An 18,832-nucleotide genomic window follows, 5' to 3' on the forward strand; every position below is an offset into this window, starting at 1 on the left:
AGAGGCCGTCCGAGGCGGAGGTGCCGCTCGGCCGTTCAGAACACCGGCTGGTTGTGGATGCCGCACTCGGTCTTGTCCCAGTGGCGCCAGCGGCCGGCGCGGGGGTCTTCGCCGGGTTGCACCTGGGATGTGCAGGGCTGGCAGCCGATGCTGGCATAGCCCTGGGCTTCCAGCGGGTGGCGCGGCAGCTCACGCGCCGCGAACTGCGCGTCGATGCGGGCCTTGTCCCAATCGGCGAGCGGGTTGATCTTCAGCCGGCCGGCATCGAGCTCAAAGCGCGGCAGCCCGGCACGGCCAGCCTGAAAGCCCTTGCGGCCGGAAATCCAGGCATCAAACGGCGCCAGCGCCCGCGCCAGCGGCTCCACCTTTCTCAGATCGCAGCAGCCATCGGGATCATAGCCCCAGCGCATGCCCTTGGCATCGCGGGCGGCAAGTTGGTGGGTATCGGGGCGGAACACGCGCAAATCGGTGAAACCGAACTGTTCCACCAGCGCGTCGCCATAGGCCAGGGTTTCGCCAAACATCTTCTGGGTGTTGATGAAGATCAGCGGCACCGATTTGTCGATGCTGGCCACCAGATCGAGCAGCACCGCCGATTCGGTGCCGAACGAGCTGACCAGCGCCACCCGGCCGCGCAATTCGCCCAGCAACAGATCGGCCAGCATCGCCGCCGTGTCCTGCCCGGCCAGCCGCTCGGTCAACGCCGTCACATCGGCGGCGGTGAAAGCCGGCGCGGTCTCGATCCGGTCAGGCTGGCGGGCCGCGCTGCTCATCGGGCCGCCAGCGCCCGCTCCTCGCGCAACAGCCACACCGGCCGCGCGGTATCGGCCGCCTTCATATAGACATGCGGGAAGCGCGCCAGCGTCGCCCGCGCCACATCGGCATCAAAGGGTTTTTCCGGCAGCACCGCATCAAAGCCGGCACGGACCAGAAAGCCCAGCTGATCGACATAGAGCACGCCCACAGCGCGGATTTCGCCGGCAAAACCGGCTTCCCGCAGGATGCGCGCCGCCGAAAAGCCGCGGCCTTCGCGGAATTTCGGGAAGGCGATGTCGATGCGGCGCAGGCTGGCGAGATGCGGGATCAGCGCCCGCGCATCATCGCCGGGCTCCAGCCGCACAGCCGTGCCGCCGGCCTGATACGCATCCAGCGGCACGGCCGGGTCGCCATGCGCCCAAGAGCTATCCTGGGGGTCATCGCGCAGGCGAAACAGGGTGGACTCAGCCATAAACGGCCTCCTTGAAGGGCTCGGCGCCAACGCGGCGATAGGTGTCGAGGAAGCGCTCGCCCGGGCCGCTGCGCAGGCTCTGATAGCGGCCGATCACCTTCTCGACCGCCGTCACGATGCCATTTTCGTCAAAGCCTGGGCCCAGGATCTTGGCCAGGCTGGCATCTTCCGCCCCCGAACCGCCGAGCAGCAGCTGGTAATTTTCCTCGCCCTTGCGATCGACACCCAGGATGCCGATGTGGCCGGCATGATGGTGGCCGCAGCCGTTGATGCAGCCCGATATCTTGATCTTCAACTCGCCCAGATCGGCTTCCTGCGGGGCGAGGCGAACCGCCAGCTTCTGCGCGATCGGGATCGAACGGGCATTGGCCAGCGTGCAATAATCAAGGCCGGGGCAGGAAATGATGTCGCTCGCCCGGTCCAGATTGGCGGTTGCCAGGCCCGCGCCCTTCAGCGCCTGCCAGATGGTGAACAGCGCATCGCGGCGCACATGCGGCAGCACCAGATTCTGCGCATGGGTCACGCGGATCTCGTCCTGTGCATGGGCCTTGGCCAGATCGGCGATCAGGTCCATCTGATCGGCACTGGCATCGCCGGGGATCTCGCCCGGCGCCTTCAGGCTGATCGTCACGATGGCATGGCCCGGCACCTTGTGCGGATGCGTGTTCACTGCCACCCAATTGGCAAATTCCGGGTTGGAAAGATCAATCTCAACCGGCGCATCGGCATCGAGCACGGGCGGCTGGAAATGTGCCGCGATGCGCGCCAGTTCCGATGGCGGCGGATCAAGGCCCAGCGGCTTCAGCGCCGCCCACTCCTCCTCCACCTGCCGCGCAAACTCTGCGGGGCCCAGATCATTGACCAGGATCTTGATACGCGCCTTGTAGATATTGTCGCGCCGGCCGTGGCGGTTGTACACGCGCAGGATGGCTTCCATGTAGCTGAGATAGTCAGCGACCGGCAGAAATTCGCGGATCACATGGGCCAGCAGCGGCGTGCGCCCCATGCCGCCGCCCACCAGCACCTTCAGGCCAATTTCACCCTCGGCGCCGTGCACCAACTCCAACCCGATATCGTGCAGCTGGATGGCAGCGCGGTCGATCGTGCTGCCGGTCACGGCGATCTTGAACTTCCGTGGCAGGAAGGAAAATTCCGGATGCAGCGTCGACCATTGCCGCAGCAACTCGGCATAGGGGCGCGGATCGGCAATCTCGTCGGCCGCCGCCGCTGCAAACTGGTCGGAACTGATGTTGCGGATGCAGTTGCCGCTGGTCTGGAAGGCATGCATCTCCACACTGGCCAGATCGGCGAGCAGGTCGGGCATCTCCTCCAGCTTCATCCAGTTGTACTGGATGTTCTGGCGCGTGGTGAAATGGCCATAGCCGCGGTCATAACGGCGGGCGATATGCGCCAGCATGTGCAGCTGCCGGCTGTCCAGCGTGCCATAGGGAATGGCGACGCGCAGCATATAGGCGTGCAATTGCAGATAGATGCCGTTCATCAGCCGCAGCGGCTTGAAGGCTTCTTCGGAAATCTCGTTGTTCAGGCGGCGGGCAACCTGGTCGCGGAATTCGGCGACGCGGGCATCGACAATGGCCTGATCAAATTCGTCGTAACGATACATCAGATGGACTCGACCGGGATGGAGGGAAGGGCAAAATCGGGCCGCACGCTGGGCCCCACGGCGCGCACCCGTTCACGCGTCGTGCGCGGGCGCCAGCCGGCGTCGCTGGGATCGGCATCGATCAGCGCCAGATCGTTGATGCGCTCCTGGGGTGAGAATTGCGCGATCAGCGCCTCGCCGCTGTCGTCCACGGCGATCGCGTCCTTCAGGTGCAGGGACCAGCCATCGCCGGTCCACCAGATCACATCACCGGTTTCGACCCGGTTGCCAGTCAACAGGCGGGGCATGGGATTTCCTTGAGCGGGGCCAGGGCAGCAAGGCGCCCCGGCAGGGTGGCAACATCGCCCACGATGATGAGGGCGGGGGAAGCGATGGCCTCGCGCGCCACCAGCCCGGCCAGATCGGCGAGCAGCGAGGTGACGAGGCGTTGATCGGGCTGGGTGGCGCGCTCCACCACGGCGACCGGTGTGTCGGGCGCTAGGCCATCGGCCATCAATTTCTCGGCAATCGGCCCGGCACCGGCCAGCCCCATATAGATCACCAGCGTGCGGCCCTTGCCGGCCAGCCCGGCCCAGTTCTGCTGCGCCAGGCCCCGGCATTCGCCGGCCACGAAGCTGACCATGGAGGCATGATCGCGGTGGGTCAGCGGCATCAGCGTCGCCGCCGCCGCGCCATTGGCGGCCGAAATGCCGGGGATCACCTGCACCGGCACGCCGGCCGCAACACAGGCCTCCACCTCTTCACCGCCCCGGCCAAAGATGAACGGGTCACCGCCCTTCAGCCGCACTACCGTGTGGCCGGCGCGGGCTTCGGCCACCAGCAGATCGCCAATCTGCTCCTGCGGCAGCGTGTGGCGGGCGCGGCGCTTGGCCACCGAAATGCGGCGGGCGCGGGCCGGGATGAGATCGAGCACATCGGCACCGACCAGCCCATCCAGCACCACCACATCGGCCGCCGCCAGCGCGCGCACGGCACGCACGGTCAACAGATCGGCAGCGCCGGGGCCGGCGCCCACCAGAATCACCTGTGCGGAGTTGGGCCGAAAATCCATGCTCCACCCATGCGCCAATCGGCGTCACGGGTGGAGCAAGGCTTTCTTGGGTCGGGCCTAGCCCAGCTTTGGAATCAGTTGGCGCCGAAGGTGCGCTGCCACCAGCCCTTGCGCGGCGGCGGTGCCGGCTCGGGCGTCGGCTCGGAAGCGGCCTCGGTAACCGGCGCTTCCGGGGCGGCGGCCACCACCGGCTCCGCTTCCGGCGCGGCCACAGCCTCGGGTTCGGCCACGGCCTCCACCTTCTTCTTGCGGCTGCGCTTCGGCTTGGCAGGCTCGGCTTCCGGCGCGGCGGCCACCGGTGCTTCAGGCTCGGCTTCCACCGGAGCCTCCACCGCAGCTTCCACCGGGGCCTCGGCCTCCACCTTCTTCTTGCGGCTGCGCTTCGGCTTTTCGGCCGGGGCTTCAACCACCGGCTCCGGCGCGGCTTCAACCGGCGTCTCGGCCGCAGCCTCGGCCGCCACCTCAGCATCCGCCTTCTTGCGGCGGCTGCGCTTCGGCTTGGCCGGCGCTTCGGCCTCCGGCGCGGCCGGGGCTTCGGCCTCCATCGGCGCGGCCTCCTCGCTCACGGTCTCGGCAGCGCGGTCAGCGCCACCACGGCGGCTGCGGCGGCCACGGCGACGGCGCTTGCGCTTGCCGCCACCAGCCTCGCCTCCATCGGCTTCGGCGCCATCGCCGGCGCCCTCATCGGCGTCCTCGCCCTCGGCGGCGCCATCGTCACCCTCGGCCACGGCAGCGGCGTCGCTGCCCTGCTCGTCGCCTTCCTCGCGGCGGTCACGGCCCCGGCGGCGGCGGCCCCGGCCACGGCCCCGGCGGCCATCTCGGCCCTCCCCGCGCTCCTCGCCATCGTCCTGGCCCTCGCCATCCTCGGCCGCATCGGCCGCCTCCGGCTCTTCATCCACCACCTTCACCACCGGCGGCAGCGGGCCCATGTCCACCCGCTTCGACGGCGGCGGGCCACCGGCATCAATCTCGAAATTCGGCCCGATCAGGCTGTCATCCGGCCGCGTCACGATCGACACGCCATACAGCTCTTCCAACTCAGCCAGCTCGATGCGCTTGCGGTTCAGCAGATACACCGCCACCTCTTCGCCGGCGCGCAGCACCAGGTCGCTGTGCCGCCCGCGCAGCGCTTCGGCTTCCAGCGCGCGCAGTGCCGCCAGCGCGGCAGAGGCCACCGAACGCACCATGCCGGTGCCCTCGCACATCGGGCAGACATGGGTGGAGGCTTCCAGGATGCCGGTGCGCAGCCGCTGCCGGCTCATCTCCATCAGGCCAAAGCTGGAAATCCGGCCGATCTGCACGCGGGCGCGGTCGTTCTTCAGCGCCTCCTTCATCGCCTTTTCCACCTTGCGGGTGTTGGAGCTGTTCTCCATGTCGATGAAGTCGATCACCACCAGGCCGGCCATGTCGCGCAGCCGCAGCTGGCGGGCAATTTCCTCGGCGGCTTCCAGGTTGGTCTTGGTCGCGGTTTCCTCGATGCCATATTCGCGCGTCGAGCGGCCGGAGTTGATGTCGATCGACACCAGCGCTTCCGTCGGGTTGATCACCAGATAACCACCCGATTTCAGCTGCACCACCGGCTGGTACATATTCTCCAGCTGGCCCTCCACGCCAAAGCGCTGGAACAGCGGCACCGAGCCTTCATATTCCACCACCTTGGGCGCATGAGTGGGCATCAGCATCGACATGAAGCGGTGCGCCGCCTCAAAGCCGTCGCGGCCCTCCACCAGCACCTGCTCGATATCGCGGTTGTAGATGTCGCGGATTGCCCGCTTGATCAGGCTGGAATCCTCGTGGATCAGCGCCGGGGCCTGGCTGGCCAGCGTCTTCTCGCGGATCTCGTCCCACAGCCGGGTCAGATAATCGAAATCGCGGCGGATATCGGCGGCGCTGCGCTTCAGGCCGGCGGTGCGCACGATGGCGCCCATGCCGTTCGGCAGGTGCAGATCGGCCATGATCTGCTTCAGCCGCTTGCGATCGGCCGGGTTGGAAATCTTGCGGCTGATGCCGCCGCCGTGCGCCGTGTTGGGCATCAGCACGCAATAACGGCCGGCAAGGCTGAGATAGGTGGTCAGCGCCGCGCCCTTCGAACCACGCTCTTCCTTCACCACCTGGATCAGCATCACCTGGCGGCGGCGGATGACTTCCTGGATCTTGTAGCGGCGGCGCAGCGCCATGCGCTTGCGGCGCAGCGATTCCGACGGCTCGTCATGATGGCCGCCGGCTTCCTGCACCTCGTCGCCATCATCATGATCATCGTCATGGCCATGCTCTTCGGCGGCCAGCTCGGCCTCCTCGCGCAGCAGGGCGTCGCGATCCTCCTTGGGGATCTGATAATAATCCGGGTGGATTTCGCTGAAGGCCAGGAAGCCATGGCGGTTGCCGCCATATTCCACAAAGGCCGCCTGCAACGAGGGCTCAACCCGCGTCACCTTGGCCAGATAGATATTGCCTTTCAGCTGACGCTTGTCAGCCGATTCGAAATCAAATTCCTCGATGCGTTGGCCATTCACCACGGCCACCCGTGTTTCTTCCGGGTGGCGGGCGTCGATCAGCATGCGGTGTGACATGAATATGCTCCGTGGCGCGGGGCCGCCGGCTCGGTTGAGCACAAGGCGGTCGGCGCGAATAGAAAAGGCCGGCGCAAGGCCAGCCGAAGGGGTTTGAAACGAAAATCACCGGGGCGGCAGCCGCATCGGCCGGATGCCGCAATGCGGGCATCCCTCCGGCCATGGCGTGCAAACTGTTCATCCGCGTCCCATCAAATCGTTGGCCGGCAGCGCGCCGGCCCGGATTGTCGGCGCCATCCTGCCAAACACCGGCCTGCCCGCCATCAACATGGCAATTGGGCGGCGGCAGCGCAGAAATGCCGACAATGGCAACGGTTCTCACCGTTGTTGCCCTTCTGCTAGCAGGCACTTGGCGGAGCGGCAAGGGTGCGGCATTGACGCATTGTCGTAATAATGCAGCCAGAATTTCGAAGGGACACGAGCACATGAAGCGCATCCTGCTGGCAGGGCTGGCCATCACCACCATCATGTCGGCCGGCAGTGTCACGGCCGAACCCCTCAGCCTCGAACGCGTCTTCGCCTCGCCCGCCCTCACCGGCCCGCGCCCGCGCGTGCTCAAACTCTCCCCGGATGGCCGGTTGGCGACGCTGCTGAAAGGCCGGCCGCAGGATCGCGACCGCTTCGATCTGTGGGCCGTCGACACTGCCACCGGGCAAAGCCGCATGCTGGTCGATTCCCAGAAACTCGCCAGCGCCGGCTCCTTGTCGGAGGCCGAGCGCATGAACCGCGAGCGCCAGCGCATCGCCGATGTGAAGGGCATCACCCAATATGGCTGGGCCCCCGATGGCCAGCGCCTGCTGGTGCCGGTGGATGGCGATCTGTGGGTGGCTGGCGTGGATGGCAGCGTGCAGCGGCTGACGCAGACGCCGGAAACCGAAACCGATGCCCGCCTGTCCCCCAGGGGCCAGTTCGCCAGCTTCGTGCGCGATGGCCATCTCTATGTGCAGCCGCTGGCGGGCGGAGCCGCCCGCGACATCGCCGGTGAAGCCACAGCAAAGGTCGCCTGGGGCGTCGCCGAATTCATCGCCCAGGAAGAACTCGCCCGCTTCGACGGCCATTGGTGGTCGCCCGATGATGCCCGCATCGCGGTCGCCCGGGTGGATGAAACCCCGGTCAAGCAGGTCACCCGCGCTGCCATCGGCGCCGATGGCACAAGGCTGTTCACCCAGGCCTATCCGGCCGCCGGCACCGCCAACGCACTGGTCACCCTGTGGCTGGTCAATCCCGATGGCTCGGGGCGCACCGCCATCGATCTGGGCAACCCGGCCGATCATTATATCGCCCGCGTCGCCTGGGCCCAGGATGGCAAGACGCTTTATGTCCAACGGCTGACCCGCGATCAGACCCGGCTCGACATCATGGCCGTCGATGCCATCACCGGCGCCGCCCGCGTGTTGCACAGCGAAACCGCGAAGACCTGGATCAACCTGCACAATAGCTTCGAACCGCTGAAGGATGGCAGCATATTGTGGGCCAGCGAGGCCGATGGCTTTCGCCACCTCTATCGCCTCAATGGCGGCAAATCCGTGCAGCTCACCCGCGGCCGCTGGGCGGTGGATGAACTGGTCGGCGTCAACGAAAAGGATGGAAGGCTGTGGTTCACCGGCTTTGCCGATTCCACACTCGAAAAAAATGTCTATGCCCTTGATTGGCGCAAGCCCGGTGCCACCCCGCAACGGCTGACCGCGCCCGGCGGCTGGCACGAGGCCACCATGGACAAGGCCGGCCGCCGCCTGATCATCACCAGCACCACCCCCACCCAGCCGGCACAGGTGTGGCTGGCCGACGGCCAAGGCAAGCGGCTGACCTGGATCGAGGAAAACCGCCTCGACGCCAATCATCCCTATGCCCCCTATCTGGCCAGCCATGTCGTGCCGGAATTCGGCACGCTCACCGCCGCCGATGGCCAGACGGGGGATTGGCGTCTGCTCAAGCCCAGGGGCCCCGGCCCCTTCCCGGTGCTGGTGCAGGTCTATGGCGGGCCGCACGCCCACAATGTCCACAAGCGTTTCCCGGCGGTGATCGAACAATATCTCGTCCAGCAGGGCTGGGCGGTGTTCCAGCTCGACAACCGCGGCAGCAATGATCGCGGCAAGGCCTTTGAAGACCCGATCCACTTACGGCTGGGCGGCGTGGAGGTGCAGGACCAGCTGCAGGCCCTCGCCTGGATCAAGCAGCAACCCTGGGCCAGGCCCGACAAGATCGCCGTCAACGGCTGGTCCTACGGCGGCTACATGGTGCTGAAACTGCTGGAAGCCGCCCCCGGCCAGTTCGCCGCCGGCATCTCTGGCGCCCCCGTCACCCGCTGGGAGCTCTATGACACCGCTTATACCGAGCGTTATCTGGGCAACCCCAGCGTCGATGCCGGGCCCTACCAACGCTCCGGCGCGCTCGGCGATGCCGGCAAGATCAAGGACCCGCTGCTGCTGATCCACGGCATGGCGGACGACAATGTCGTGTTCGAAAACTCGCTGGCCATGATGACGGCCCTGCAACGCGCGAAAACGCCGTTTGACCTGATGGTCTACCCCGGCGCCACCCACGCCACCCCGGGGCTGGAGGTGCACACGTGGATCACCCGTCTGCAGTTCCTTGGGCGGACCGTGGCGCCAACCGGGTTTTGAGGGGGATCGACCCTCCCCCTCTGGGGGAGGTGCCCGACGGGCGGAGGGGGCCGGCGAAGCCTGGGCTGGTGTTGCGGCCCAAGCCCCCTCACGTGGCCCTCGCGCCCCAGGCCCCGACCCGCTCATGCTGAGCTTGTCGAAGCACCGCACAAGTTTGCCGGCTGGCCCCGGCGGTTGCGGCCGGCGGCAGAGCCGCCGAGTCCGCTTCTGGCGCAAGGACGGAAGAAGAAAGAGCGCGGCAAAGCCGCGCCGTCGGACGACTCACGAAAAAGGGCGACCTGCAAGGTCGCCTTTTTTGGTCGCCGGCCGGAGTGCGGCGAGTCTGGAAATAGCTGCGCTATTTCCAGCCGCCTTACTCGTAATCCCCACCCATGTTCTGGTTCCGGGGCGGCTGGGCGGCGGTGATCCGCAGCGCTTCCGCCGACGCCGACAGCGAGCCGATCACATCCGGCGTGTCGTCATCCTCGGCCTGCACCTTCTGCATGCCCACCACCATCGATTCCGTCAGATCAACCGGACGGATCGTCTGCTCGGCGATCTCACGCAGCGCCACCACCGGGTTTTTGTCGCGGTCGCGGTCGATGGTCAGCTCCGAACCCGACGAGATGTTGCGGGCGCGATGCGCGGCCAGCAGCACCAGGTCAAACCGGTTGGGGACCTTGTCAACGCAGTCTTCAACAGTCACGCGTGCCATGAAGCGGCTCCGAAAAATCCGATGTGGGAATGCCGCTCCCTGACGATTCGCCCCGGCAAAGTCAAGGAAATTGCCCCTCCACGCCGGTGCCACCGCTTGACTCGCGCGGCACCCCCCCCCTAACGCACCCGCTTCGCATCTGGCCCCGCACCCCGGTGAAGCGGTGGCCCACGCACATAACAGGTGTGCGCGGCGAGACCGGGACCAACGTTGATAGCAGAAGCCAAGGATATCACATGTCGAAGCGTTCCAACGCGAAGTACAAGCTTGACCGCCGCATGGGCGAGAATATCTGGGGCCGCCCCAAGAGCCCGGTGAACAAGCGTGAATATGGCCCCGGCCAGCACGGCCAGCGCCGCAAGGGCAAGATGAGCGATTTCGGCCTGCAGCTGCGCGCCAAGCAGAAGCTGAAGGGCTATTATGGTGACGTCACCGAAAAGCAGTTCCGCAAGGTCTATGCCGAAGCGGTGCGCATGAAGGGCGACACCTCGCAGAACCTCATCGGCCTGCTCGAACAGCGCCTGGACATCGTGGTCTATCGCGCCAAGTGGGCGCCGACCGTGTTCGCCGCCCGCCAGATCGTCAACCATGGCCACATCTGGGTGAACGGCGTGCGCTGCAACATCGGTTCGGCCCGCGTGAAGCCGGGCGACGTGGTCGAGCTCGGCCCGAAGGCCCGCGAAATGGCGCTGGTGCTCGAAGCCCAGAGCCTGTCGGAGCGTGACGTGCCGGAATATGTCTCGGTCGACGGCAACAAGGCCACCTATGTCCGCGTGCCGACGCTGGACGAAGTGCCGTACCCGGTGAAGATGGAACCGAACCTGGTCGTCGAATTCTACAGCCGTTAATGCGGCGTGTGGGCAACGCGCAGCGTTGTCCACCGACTCGCATCGGCACGGCCAGCGAACGAAAAGGGCGGCTCTCCAGCCGCCCTTTTTGATTCGTCTGACCCCGGATCAGGTCCGGGGCAGGCTCTGCGGCTTTGCCGCGGCGCTGCATAACCCCCCTTTTGGGTTGCGGCAGGGGCCAATCCCCCCCAAGATAGTCGGCTATGTTGCGCCAGTATGAATTGGTCGAGCGGGTCAAGGCCTATGACCCGGAAGCGGACGAGGATCTGCTCAACCGCGCCTATGTGTTTTCGGTGAAGGCCCACGGCAGCCAGCTGCGCGCCAGCGGTGACCCCTATTTCAGCCACCCGATCGAAGTCGCCGGCATCCTCACCGACCTGCAACTGGACGACAAGACCATCGCCACTGCCATCCTGCACGACACCATCGAGGACACGGTGGCCACGCAGGAGCAGATCGAGAAATTGTTCGGCCCCGACGTTGGCCGGCTGGTCGATGGCGTCACCAAGCTGTCCAAGATCGAAACCCAGACCGAAAGCGAGCGCCAGGCCGAAAATCTCAGGAAATTCCTGCTGGCGATGTCCAACGACATCCGCGTGCTGCTGGTCAAGCTGGCGGACCGGCTGCACAACATGCGCACCCTCCACCATATCGGCAAGGAGGAGAAGCGCCGCCGCATCGCCCGCGAAACCATGGACATCTATGCCCCGCTGGCCGAGCGGATCGGCATGTATGGCTTCATGGAGGAGATGCAGGAGCTGGCTTTCAAGCATCTGGAGCCCGAGGCCAGCGACATGATCGCCCAGCGCATGGCCCGCCTGCGCGACACCACTGGCGCCAATGTCCATCGCATCACCGGCGCGCTGGAATCACTGCTGCGTTCGAAGGGCCTGGCCGCCAAGGTCACGGGGCGCGAAAAGCGCCCCTACAGCATCTGGCGCAAGATGCAGGCGCGCCAGATGAGCTTCGAGCAATTGTCCGACGTGATGGCCTTCCGCGTCACCGTGGAGGATGTGTCCGAATGCTACCGCGCGCTGGGCATCGTCCACGGCCGCTGGCCGATGGTGCCCGGCCGCTTCAAGGATTTCATCTCCACGCCCAAGCCCAACGGCTATCGCTCGCTGCACACCTCGGTGCTGCTCGGCGGCGAACAGGCCCGCATCGAGGTGCAGATCCGCACGAAATTGATGCACGAGGAGGCCGAATATGGCCTCGCCGCCCACTGGGCCTACAAGCAGGGGGCCGAAGGCGCCTCCGCGCGCGAGGCCTATCCCTGGCTCGAGGATCTGCTCGACGTGCTGCAGGATGCCGCCAGCCCTGAGGAGCTGCTGGAAAACGCCCGCCTGGCGATGTTCCAGGATCAGGTTTTCGCCTTCACCCCCAAGGGCGAGCTGTATCAGCTGCCGCGCGACGCGACCCCGGTGGATTTCGCCTATGCCGTCCACTCCGACCTGGGCGATAGCTGCGTCGGTGCCAAGGTCAACGGCCGCGTCGTGCCGTTGCGCACCCGGCTGGTGAACGGCGACCAGGTCGAGATCCTGAAGGGCAAGGTCAAATCCCCCGATCCGGCCTGGGAGGCCTTTGTCGCCAGCGCCAAGGCCCGCGCCGCCATCCGCCGCCATGTCCGACAGAAGCGCCGCGAGGAATTGCAGGCCATGGGCCTGAAGCTGCTCGATGCGCTCGCCGCCCGCCTGCGCGTGACGCTGAACGACGAAATCCTCGGGCCCGCGCTGGGCCGGCTCAAGATCCACGACCGGGCCGCGCTGGAACTGGCCATGGCGGAAAACCGCCTGTCCGATGATCAGGTCGCCGAAGCCCTCGTGCCCGGTGCCAGTGCCGCCCGCCGCCCGCGCTCGGCCAAGGCCAAGGCCGCCGCCGCCATCTCCATCGAAGGTCTCACCCCCGGTGTCGGCTTCCTGCTCTGCGATCATTGCCGCCCGGTGCCGGGCGATCGCATCGTCGGCGTGCGCCACCCCGATGGCCCGATCAGCGTGCATGTCATCGATTGCGACCATCTGGCGGACGAAAGTGGCGAGTGGCTGGACGTTCGCTGGGGCGCCGAAACCGCCGGCGCGGCCGCCCGCATTTCCGTGGTGGTGCACAACCAGCCCGGCGCATTGGCCAGCCTGGCCGCCAGCATCGCCGCCCACAATGCCAACATCGTCGGCCTGGCGCTGAAACACCGCGACCGCGAATTCCACACCGACATCGTTGATATCGAAGTGGAAAGCGTTGCCCACCTCGCCACCATCCTCACCGCGCTGCGCCAGGTGAAGTCCGTGGTCTCGGCTGAACGCGTGCGATTATAGGCTTGCAGCCGCCGGCCCGGCGGTTACGCTCCCTCCTCCATTCCCGGGGGGGGGGGGGGGACCTGCAATGCGCCGCATCTTTGCCACCATCATCGCCGCCACACTGGCCACCAGTGCGCTTGCCGCGCCCGTGGCCAGCGACACACCGGGCAAGACCGCCGCCGGCACCGCCTTCACCCAGCCCACCGGCTTTGACCGGACCGGCACCGGTGCCCTCACCGAACTGATCGCGCCCGAAACCGATGCGCGCGTGGCGCTCGTTGATGTCGGAACTGCGGCCGATGCCACTGCCGCCGTGAAACAGGCCTGGGCGCAATGGGCCGGGCACGACGTGCCACCGCTGCATGTGGTCGCGCCATCCACCCCGCGCTTCGGTTGAGAGGAACGGGTCAATTTCACCTATGACACCCCGCCCAATGCAAAACGCTGGGTCGGGGCCTGGGCTTTCCGCCGTGGCACCGCCTGGACGGTCACCCTGTTCGACATGCCCGAAGCCATCGCCGACAAGCGCGGCGCCGCCATCAACCTTGTCATGCAAAGCCAGCGCCCTGCCGGCTATGCCCCCGAAAGCTTTGCCGGCCGCACGCCTCACAAGCTCACGCCCGAACGCGTCGCCATCCTGCGCCAGTTCATCGCCGACGGCATGAAGGCGCTGAATGTGCCGGGCGTTGGACTGGCCTTCATCCAGGATGGCCAGGTGGTGTGGGAAGGCGGGCTGGGCGTGCGCAAGCTCGGCGATCCCACGCCGGTTGATGCCCACACGCGCTTCATGATCGCATCCAACACCAAATCGATGGCCACCATGCTGCTGGCCGAACTGGTCGATGCCGGCAAGCTCAAGTGGGACCAGAAGGTCACCAGTCTCTATCCGGCATTCCGGCTGGGCAATGATGCCACCACGGCGCAGGTGGAAATCCGCCATCTGGTCTGCGCCTGCACCGGCCTGCCGCGCAAGGATCTGGAATGGCTGTTTTCCACCACCGCCCAAACCCCGGCGGCCGACACGTTCCGCCAGCTCGCTGCGACCCAGCCGACCAGCAAATTTGGTGAGGCGTTCCAATACAGCAATCTGATGGCATCGGCCGCCGGCTATGTTGCCGGCCATGTCTTCAACCCCGGCATGGAATTGGGCGCGGCGTTCGACAAGGCGGTGGCCGACCACATCTGGAAACCGCTGGGCATGGCCGATTCCACCTTCAGCTTTGCCGTCGCCGAAGCCGGCAACCACGCCACCCCGCACGCCACCGCACTGGATGGCCAAACCGTCATCACGTCGGTGGGCAGCGCCATCAACCGCACCGTCGCCCCCTTCCGCCCGGCCGGCGGTGCCTGGTCATCACCGCACGATATGATCCGTTATGTCGGGCTGGAACTGGCCGAAGGCAAATTGCCCAATGGCCAGCAGCTTGTTTCAAAAAATGCGCTGTTCGCCCGCCGGGCGCGCGGCGTGCCCACGGGCGAAAACCAATGGTATGGCATGGGCTTGTGGGACGACAGCCGCACCGGCGTGACGGTCATCGACCATGGCGGCGATCTGGTGGGCTTCCACAGCGACATGATGTGGGTGCCGTCGGCCGGGGCCGGTGCGGTGATCCTCACCAACAGCGACGATGGTGTGTATCTGCGCGGCCCGCTGATGCGCCGGCTGCTGGAACTGCTGTACGATGGCAAGCCAGAGGCCGAAGCGGAGATCAAGGCCGCCGCCGCGCGCAGCAAGGCCGAAACCACCGACATCCGCGGCCGCATAACCTTGCCAGCCGATGCCGCCGCCGTGGCCGCCCTGGCCAGCCGCTATACCAGTGCCGAACTCGGCTCGCTCACCGTGGTCCGCAATGGAGGCCGCCTCAGCTTCCGCTTTGCCGCCTAGGAAAGCGAAATGGGCACCCACCGCAACACCGACGGCAGCCTCAGCTTCGTCACCGCCGCGCCCGGCCTCACCGGCGTTGATCTCGTGGTCGGCAGCACCGCCGGCAAGCGCAGCCTGATCGTGCGCGATTCCCAGCACGAATATGTCTTCACCGAAGTGACACCGTGACACTTGCCGCTGTGGCCAAGCCCCATTAGGCGCTTGGCCAAAGGCAGGAGTGGCAAATGACTGATGATGACGTGCTGGCCGAATTCCGCGCGGCAGAAGCCCTGCTGGAAGGCCATTTCATCCTGTCATCGGGCTTGCGCAGCCCGCGTTATCTGCAATGCGCCCGCGTGCTGATGAACCCGGCCCGGGCGGAACGGCTGGCGCTGGCGCTGGCCGCGAAAATCCCGGCGGCCGTGAAGGCCAGCATCACGGCCGTCATCGCGCCCGCCATGGGCGGCCTCATCTGCGGCTATGAACTCGCCCGCGCGCTGGGCGTCGATTCGATGTTCGTCGAACGGCCCACCGGCACCTTCGAACTGCGCCGTGGCTTCCGCCTCGCGCCCGGCCAACAGGTGCTGCTGATGGAAGATGTTGTCACCACCGGGCTGTCGTCGCGCGAAGCCATCGCCGCCATATCGGCCGCCGGCGGCACGGTCATCCACGCCGCCTCGCTGGTTGATCGTTCCAACGGCACCGCCGATCTTGGCGTGCCCTTCACCCCGCTGATCCGGCTGGATGTGCCCAGCTACAGCGCCGATGCGCTGCCGCCCGAACTCGCTGCCATCCCGGCGGTCAAGCCCGGCAGCCGGGCGGCATGATCCCGCTCATCGCCCTGATCGCCGCCGTCACGCCGCCCGGCGCGCCGGGCCGGGTCGCCACGGTGGCAGAAGGCCAGGGCTTTGCCGGCATGATGCTGCTGTCGGAAGGCGGCAAGGTCACGCTGGAACAGGGTTTTGGCCTCAAAAACCCCAGGGCCCAGCGCCGGGCCCGCGAAAAATCGGATTTCCTGCCCACGGATCGCTGGCGCTGGGCATCGGTCACCAAGCAGATTGTCGCCACCATGGCGATGCAGGATGTCGCCGCCGGCCGGCTGGCGCTGGATGCGCCGATCACCCGCTATCTGCCCGGCTTTCGCGGCCCCACCGGCAACCGTGTCACCGTGCGCATGCTGCTCGGCCATGAATCGGGCCTGCCCGACAGCAATGCAAGCGATGGCGCCGCCTTCCGCCCCGGCTGGCGCGGCAGCCTCGATGCGCTCACCGGCTTGTGCGCCGGGCCGGTGCGGGATCAGCCGGGTGCGAGCTTCTACTATGACAATTGCGATTATATCGTCGCCGGCAAACTGCTGGAGGTGGTGAACCGCCAACCGCTGGCGCAATTGCTCACCACCCGCATCACCCGGCCGCTCGGCATGGCCAGCGTGGCCTGGGCCGGGCCGCATGTGGCCGGCGCCGGCGAAGCCCCGGTCAATCTCGCCGCCTATGGCAGCGCCGCCGCCCTCACCGGCACCGTGCGCGATCTGTGGCGCTTCGATCAGGCGCTGATGGATGGCAAGCTGCTGCCCAAGGCCCAGCGGGACATCATGTGGGCCGGCAAACCCGCCAACGGCTTTGCCGCCCTTGGCCAATGGTCATTCCGCACCGCCTTGCGCGGTTGCAAGGATGATGTGCTGCTCGTCGAGCGGCGCGGTGCCATTGGAAGCATCCAGGTGCGCAACTATATCCTGCCGGAAAGCAACATCGTGCTGATCGCCATGACCAACCGTGACACCACCGATTTCGGCGAACTCTGGCAGGCCAGTGGGCTGGGCTATGAACTGCTCAGCGCGGCGGCGTGCAAGGTGGATGCCTGATGCAGACGGCCCATCTGCGCCCATCCCACCTGCGGCTCGGCGTCAACATAGATCATGTCGCCACCATCCGCAACGCCCGCGGCGGCCTGCACCCGTGCCCGCTGCGCGCGGCCGAAATGGCGGCGGCGGCCGGGGCCGATGGCATCACCATCCACCTGCGCGAGGATCGCCGCCACATCACCGATGCCGACCTCGCCACATTGTCGGGCGCCATCCAGTTGCCGATTAACCTGGAAATGGCCGCCACCGATGAAATGCTGGCCATCGCATTGAAATTCCGGCCGCACGCGGCCTGCATCGTGCCCGAACGCCGGGCCGAACGCACCACCGAAGGCGGGCTGGATGCCGCCGGCCAGCACAACAGCCTGCAGCCGATCGTGGCCGCCTTGCGCGATGCCGGCATCCGCGTGTCCCTGTTCGTGGCACCCGAGGAACGCCAGCTGGAGGCCGCAGCCCGGCTGGGCGCGCCGGTGGTGGAACTGCACACCGGCCCCTATGCCCACGCCTTTGACGATGGCGATGCCAGCGCCGAACTGGCCCGGCTGGCCCGCGCTTCCGAACATGGCGCGGCGCTCGGCCTTGAACTCCACGCCGGCCATGGTCTCTCTTATGCCAATGTCGGCCCGGTGGCGGCGCTGCCGCAACTGGCCGAGCTCAACATCGGCCATTTCCTTGTGGGCGAAGCGCTGTTCGTCGGCCTTGACGCCGCCATCCGCGAGATGCGCCGCCTGATGGATGCGGCGCGGGCATGAACCTTCCCGCCGGCCTCGGAATCATCGGGCTCGGTTCCGATCTGTGCAACATTGATCGCATCGCGGGCAGCATCGAGCGCTTTGGCGACCGCTTCATCAATCGCATCTTTACCGATGTCGAACAGGCCAAGGCCAACCGCCGCCAGCTCACCCGCGCCGCCACCTATGCCAAGCGCTTCGCCGCCAAGGAGGCCTGCGCCAAGGCGCTGGGCACGGGCTTTCGTCAGGGCGTGTTCTGGCGTGACATGGCCGTGGTCAACCTGCCCAGCGGCCAGCCCACCCTGACGCTGTCTGGCGGGGCCGCGGCGAGGCTGGCGCAAATCACCCCGCCGGGGCATAAGGCCGCCATCCATCTGACGATGACCGACGACCATCCCTGGGCGCAGGCCATCGTGCTGATCACCGCGAGTATCGAATGACGCAAGCCATTGCCCCCAAGAAGAAGCTGAACCTCGCCGAGGAGGCCTGGCAGCTGTTCCTGCTCGCGCTGGCCGTGCTGGCCGTGCACACGCTGGTTGCCAAGCCTTTCTATATCCCGTCAGGCTCGATGCTGCCCGGCCTGCTGGTTGGCGACCGGCTGATCGTGTCGAAATTCCCCTATGGCTATTCCTATCTGTCGCCGTCGTTCAACGTGCTGCCCGAAATGCCGGGCCGGCTGTTCGGCAGCCTGCCGGAACGCGGCGACATCGTGGTGATCAAATCGCCGATCGCCAAGGATGACTGGATCAAGCGGGTGATCGGCCTGCCCGGCGACACGGTGCAGATGGTGAATGGCCAGCTGATCCTGAACGGGCAGCCGGTGCCCAAGGTGAAGGTGGCCGATACGGTGATGCAGGTGACGCCCAACAGCGACTGCGCAACCATGATCGATGCGCAATATCGCGTGATCCGCCCCGATGGCGGCGCCGAATGCCATCTGCCCACCTATCGCGAAACCCTGCCGGGCGGGCGCTCCTATCTCGTCCATGATCTTGCCAACACCCCGCAAGACAACACGGAAGCGGTGATCGTGCCGGAAGGCCATGTCTTCCTGATGGGCGACAACCGCGACAATTCGGAAGACAGCCGCTTTGCCCCGGAACTGGGCGGGCTGGGCCTGCTGCCGGTGGAAAATATCGTCGGCCGCGCCGAATTCACCACCTTCAGCCTGGATGGCAGCACCAGCTTCAACCCGGTGACCTGGGTGACGGCCCTGCGCAACCGCTGGTTCATCTCGCTCCGGGATTGAGCGCGGCCACCGCCGCCGGGGCTGCGGTCACCGGCGCGCGGCCTGCGGTCACCACGGCCCGAAACGCGGGCACCGGGCGGACACCGGGGGCCGGACTTTGCCACGCCTTGGGCACGCCAAACCCACCACGAATCCAGCATTCGGCAGGTTCAGCGGCGCCTCGGCATCAAAATATCATTAATATTCAGCTATTTGTG

General features: G+C 66.6%; 18 protein-coding genes. 11 read left to right on the forward strand and 7 right to left on the reverse strand.

All coding sequences use genetic code 11. From position 1 onward, the window contains the following. Nucleotides 1–35: 35 nt before the first annotated feature. From CHU93_RS07070 to CHU93_RS07095, 6 genes are all read right to left on the reverse strand, one after another. Nucleotides 36–773 (reverse strand): phosphoadenylyl-sulfate reductase, encoded by a 738-nt coding sequence (locus tag CHU93_RS07070; protein ID WP_094473402.1) that lies wholly within the window; start codon nucleotides 771–773, stop codon nucleotides 36–38. After that, nucleotides 770–1,228, reverse strand: a complete 459-nt coding sequence (locus CHU93_RS07075) for a DUF934 domain-containing protein (protein WP_094473403.1) — start codon at nucleotides 1,226–1,228, stop codon at nucleotides 770–772. Before CHU93_RS07075 ends, CHU93_RS07070 begins: the two co-directional genes overlap by 4 nt. Then, entirely contained in the window at nucleotides 1,221–2,852 is a 1,632-nt protein-coding gene (locus CHU93_RS07080) for a nitrite/sulfite reductase (protein WP_094473404.1), read from the reverse strand. The genes CHU93_RS07075 and CHU93_RS07080 overlap by 8 nt, the downstream gene beginning before the upstream one ends. Next, on the reverse strand, nucleotides 2,852–3,139 hold the full coding sequence (locus CHU93_RS07085) for a DUF2849 domain-containing protein (RefSeq protein WP_086115579.1): 288 nt from the start codon (nucleotides 3,137–3,139) through the stop codon (nucleotides 2,852–2,854). Before CHU93_RS07085 ends, CHU93_RS07080 begins: the two co-directional genes overlap by 1 nt. Beyond that, a complete protein-coding gene (gene cobA, locus CHU93_RS07090) occupies nucleotides 3,124–3,903 on the reverse strand; it encodes a uroporphyrinogen-III C-methyltransferase (protein ID WP_094473405.1) in 780 nt (259 codons plus the stop codon). The genes CHU93_RS07085 and cobA overlap by 16 nt, the downstream gene beginning before the upstream one ends. A gap of 74 nt (nucleotides 3,904–3,977) precedes the next feature. Continuing rightward, complete coding sequence (locus CHU93_RS07095; protein ID WP_165768642.1) at nucleotides 3,978–6,473, reverse strand: Rne/Rng family ribonuclease; 2,496 nt, start codon at nucleotides 6,471–6,473, stop codon at nucleotides 3,978–3,980. A 425-nt stretch (nucleotides 6,474–6,898) separates the two neighbouring features. Here CHU93_RS07095 and CHU93_RS07100 point away from each other — a divergent pair, with 425 nt between their 5' ends. Then, entirely contained in the window at nucleotides 6,899–9,097 is a 2,199-nt protein-coding gene (locus CHU93_RS07100; RefSeq protein ID WP_094473407.1) for a S9 family peptidase, read from the forward strand. A gap of 352 nt (nucleotides 9,098–9,449) precedes the next feature. Here the strand turns inward: CHU93_RS07100 and rpoZ are convergent, their stop codons facing one another. Then, nucleotides 9,450–9,791, reverse strand: a complete 342-nt coding sequence (rpoZ, locus tag CHU93_RS07105; protein ID WP_094473408.1) for a DNA-directed RNA polymerase subunit omega — start codon at nucleotides 9,789–9,791, stop codon at nucleotides 9,450–9,452. A gap of 236 nt (nucleotides 9,792–10,027) precedes the next feature. Between rpoZ and rpsD the strand changes: the two genes are divergently transcribed. The 10 genes from rpsD to lepB all read left to right on the forward strand — a co-directional run bounded on the left by rpsD (nucleotide 10,028) and on the right by lepB (nucleotide 18,635). Continuing rightward, the gene (gene rpsD, locus CHU93_RS07110; protein ID WP_086115585.1) at nucleotides 10,028–10,639 is read left to right on the forward strand and encodes a 30S ribosomal protein S4; all 612 of its coding nucleotides are present in this window, start codon (nucleotides 10,028–10,030) and stop codon (nucleotides 10,637–10,639) included. A gap of 203 nt (nucleotides 10,640–10,842) precedes the next feature. Further along, a complete protein-coding gene (locus CHU93_RS07115; protein WP_094473409.1) occupies nucleotides 10,843–12,948 on the forward strand; it encodes a RelA/SpoT family protein in 2,106 nt (701 codons plus the stop codon). A 67-nt stretch (nucleotides 12,949–13,015) separates the two neighbouring features. Continuing rightward, nucleotides 13,016–13,327, forward strand: a complete 312-nt coding sequence (locus CHU93_RS07120; protein WP_094473410.1) for a hypothetical protein — start codon at nucleotides 13,016–13,018, stop codon at nucleotides 13,325–13,327. Nucleotides 13,328–13,432: 105 nt separating this feature from the next. Next, nucleotides 13,433–14,815: a serine hydrolase domain-containing protein gene (locus CHU93_RS07125; RefSeq protein WP_094473411.1), complete on the forward strand. Its 1,383-nt coding sequence runs from the start codon at nucleotides 13,433–13,435 to the stop codon at nucleotides 14,813–14,815. A gap of 9 nt (nucleotides 14,816–14,824) precedes the next feature. Next, the gene (locus CHU93_RS17515) at nucleotides 14,825–14,983 is read left to right on the forward strand and encodes a hypothetical protein (RefSeq protein WP_165768643.1); all 159 of its coding nucleotides are present in this window, start codon (nucleotides 14,825–14,827) and stop codon (nucleotides 14,981–14,983) included. A 56-nt stretch (nucleotides 14,984–15,039) separates the two neighbouring features. Next, on the forward strand, nucleotides 15,040–15,621 hold the full coding sequence (gene pyrE, locus CHU93_RS07130; protein ID WP_094473412.1) for an orotate phosphoribosyltransferase: 582 nt from the start codon (nucleotides 15,040–15,042) through the stop codon (nucleotides 15,619–15,621). After that, complete coding sequence (locus tag CHU93_RS07135) at nucleotides 15,618–16,655, forward strand: serine hydrolase domain-containing protein (protein ID WP_094473413.1); 1,038 nt, start codon at nucleotides 15,618–15,620, stop codon at nucleotides 16,653–16,655. The genes pyrE and CHU93_RS07135 overlap by 4 nt, the downstream gene beginning before the upstream one ends. Beyond that, nucleotides 16,655–17,407 carry a pyridoxine 5'-phosphate synthase gene (locus CHU93_RS07140; RefSeq protein WP_094473414.1) on the forward strand — a complete coding sequence of 251 codons (753 nt, stop codon included), beginning with the start codon at nucleotides 16,655–16,657 and terminating at the stop codon, nucleotides 17,405–17,407. The genes CHU93_RS07135 and CHU93_RS07140 overlap by 1 nt, the downstream gene beginning before the upstream one ends. Next, nucleotides 17,404–17,826, forward strand: a complete 423-nt coding sequence (gene acpS, locus CHU93_RS07145; RefSeq protein ID WP_094473415.1) for a holo-ACP synthase — start codon at nucleotides 17,404–17,406, stop codon at nucleotides 17,824–17,826. The genes CHU93_RS07140 and acpS overlap by 4 nt, the downstream gene beginning before the upstream one ends. Continuing rightward, entirely contained in the window at nucleotides 17,823–18,635 is an 813-nt protein-coding gene (gene lepB, locus CHU93_RS07150; RefSeq protein WP_094473416.1) for a signal peptidase I, read from the forward strand. Before acpS ends, lepB begins: the two co-directional genes overlap by 4 nt. The last annotated feature ends 197 nt before the right edge of the window (nucleotides 18,636–18,832 follow it).

This window comes from Sandarakinorhabdus cyanobacteriorum, from assembly GCF_002251755.1.
GTDB classification, from domain to species: domain Bacteria; phylum Pseudomonadota; class Alphaproteobacteria; order Sphingomonadales; family Sphingomonadaceae; genus Sandarakinorhabdus; species Sandarakinorhabdus cyanobacteriorum.

What these genes read in the sequence shown, in the direction of transcription:
- CHU93_RS07070 (WP_094473402.1), bottom strand. Translation starts at nt 773, where the DNA reads ATGAGCAGCGCGGCCCGCCAGCCTGACCGGATCGAGACCGCGCCGGCT.
- CHU93_RS07075 (WP_094473403.1), bottom strand. Translation starts at nt 1,228, where the DNA reads ATGGCTGAGTCCACCCTGTTTCGCCTGCGCGATGACCCCCAGGATAGC.
- CHU93_RS07080 (WP_094473404.1), bottom strand. Translation starts at nt 2,852, where the DNA reads ATGTATCGTTACGACGAATTTGATCAGGCCATTGTCGATGCCCGCGTC.
- CHU93_RS07085 (WP_086115579.1), bottom strand. Translation starts at nt 3,139, where the DNA reads ATGCCCCGCCTGTTGACTGGCAACCGGGTCGAAACCGGTGATGTGATC.
- cobA (WP_094473405.1), bottom strand. Translation starts at nt 3,903, where the DNA reads ATGGATTTTCGGCCCAACTCCGCACAGGTGATTCTGGTGGGCGCCGGC.
- CHU93_RS07095 (WP_165768642.1), bottom strand. Translation starts at nt 6,473, where the DNA reads ATGTCACACCGCATGCTGATCGACGCCCGCCACCCGGAAGAAACACGG.
- CHU93_RS07100 (WP_094473407.1), top strand. Translation starts at nt 6,899, where the DNA reads ATGAAGCGCATCCTGCTGGCAGGGCTGGCCATCACCACCATCATGTCG.
- rpoZ (WP_094473408.1), bottom strand. Translation starts at nt 9,791, where the DNA reads ATGGCACGCGTGACTGTTGAAGACTGCGTTGACAAGGTCCCCAACCGG.
- rpsD (WP_086115585.1), top strand. Translation starts at nt 10,028, where the DNA reads ATGTCGAAGCGTTCCAACGCGAAGTACAAGCTTGACCGCCGCATGGGC.
- CHU93_RS07115 (WP_094473409.1), top strand. Translation starts at nt 10,843, where the DNA reads ATGTTGCGCCAGTATGAATTGGTCGAGCGGGTCAAGGCCTATGACCCG.
- CHU93_RS07120 (WP_094473410.1), top strand. Translation starts at nt 13,016, where the DNA reads ATGCGCCGCATCTTTGCCACCATCATCGCCGCCACACTGGCCACCAGT.
- CHU93_RS07125 (WP_094473411.1), top strand. Translation starts at nt 13,433, where the DNA reads ATGCCCGAAGCCATCGCCGACAAGCGCGGCGCCGCCATCAACCTTGTC.
- CHU93_RS17515 (WP_165768643.1), top strand. Translation starts at nt 14,825, where the DNA reads ATGGGCACCCACCGCAACACCGACGGCAGCCTCAGCTTCGTCACCGCC.
- pyrE (WP_094473412.1), top strand. Translation starts at nt 15,040, where the DNA reads ATGACTGATGATGACGTGCTGGCCGAATTCCGCGCGGCAGAAGCCCTG.
- CHU93_RS07135 (WP_094473413.1), top strand. Translation starts at nt 15,618, where the DNA reads ATGATCCCGCTCATCGCCCTGATCGCCGCCGTCACGCCGCCCGGCGCG.
- CHU93_RS07140 (WP_094473414.1), top strand. Translation starts at nt 16,655, where the DNA reads ATGCAGACGGCCCATCTGCGCCCATCCCACCTGCGGCTCGGCGTCAAC.
- acpS (WP_094473415.1), top strand. Translation starts at nt 17,404, where the DNA reads ATGAACCTTCCCGCCGGCCTCGGAATCATCGGGCTCGGTTCCGATCTG.
- lepB (WP_094473416.1), top strand. Translation starts at nt 17,823, where the DNA reads ATGACGCAAGCCATTGCCCCCAAGAAGAAGCTGAACCTCGCCGAGGAG.